Annotated in this window: 1 protein-coding gene; it reads right to left on the reverse strand. The window is 60.9% G+C overall.

Features of this window, described 5'->3' with window-relative positions:
- Positions 1–355, reverse strand: a 355-nt coding sequence (locus EN861_RS34345; protein ID WP_135928209.1) for a hypothetical protein, incomplete at its 3' end; no start/stop codon positions are given.
- Positions 356–425 lie beyond the last annotated feature (70 nt).

Below are 425 nucleotides of genomic sequence, written 5' to 3' on the forward strand. Positions count from 1 at the left end.
ATCGGCGGATAAGTCCGGCCGCCTTTACCGGGGCATGGTGGGAGCAATTCTTGCACCAGGCTCGCAGAGTGTGCCATTCGCGCAGATCGCCGAGCGAGACGTCGAGTCCGGCGTGTATGCTGCCGTCGATGATCGTTTGAGGCGGAAGCTTTACTTCGCCCGGCGTGACCATTTTCTCCATGACGTGGCGGCTGTTGTAATGGATCAGCAGCATGCCGGGCCGGCGCCTGATGGCGGCATGCCAGGCAGCTTGGCTCACCATCGCATCCGGCGATCGACAGATGGTTTCGAGATGCGTCTTCTCCTCCCGATCCCAAACCTCGATCCGGAAATTGTCTTCGGCGGTGTCCACCATCTATGGGCGCGCCTTAAGCCAGCCGCGAGAAAACCCATTCGAGACCGCCGCGCGTGACAAAGCGAGTTCC

This window comes from Mesorhizobium sp. M8A.F.Ca.ET.218.01.1.1, from assembly GCF_004791165.1.
In the GTDB taxonomy this organism is placed as follows: Bacteria; Pseudomonadota; Alphaproteobacteria; order Rhizobiales; family Rhizobiaceae; genus Mesorhizobium.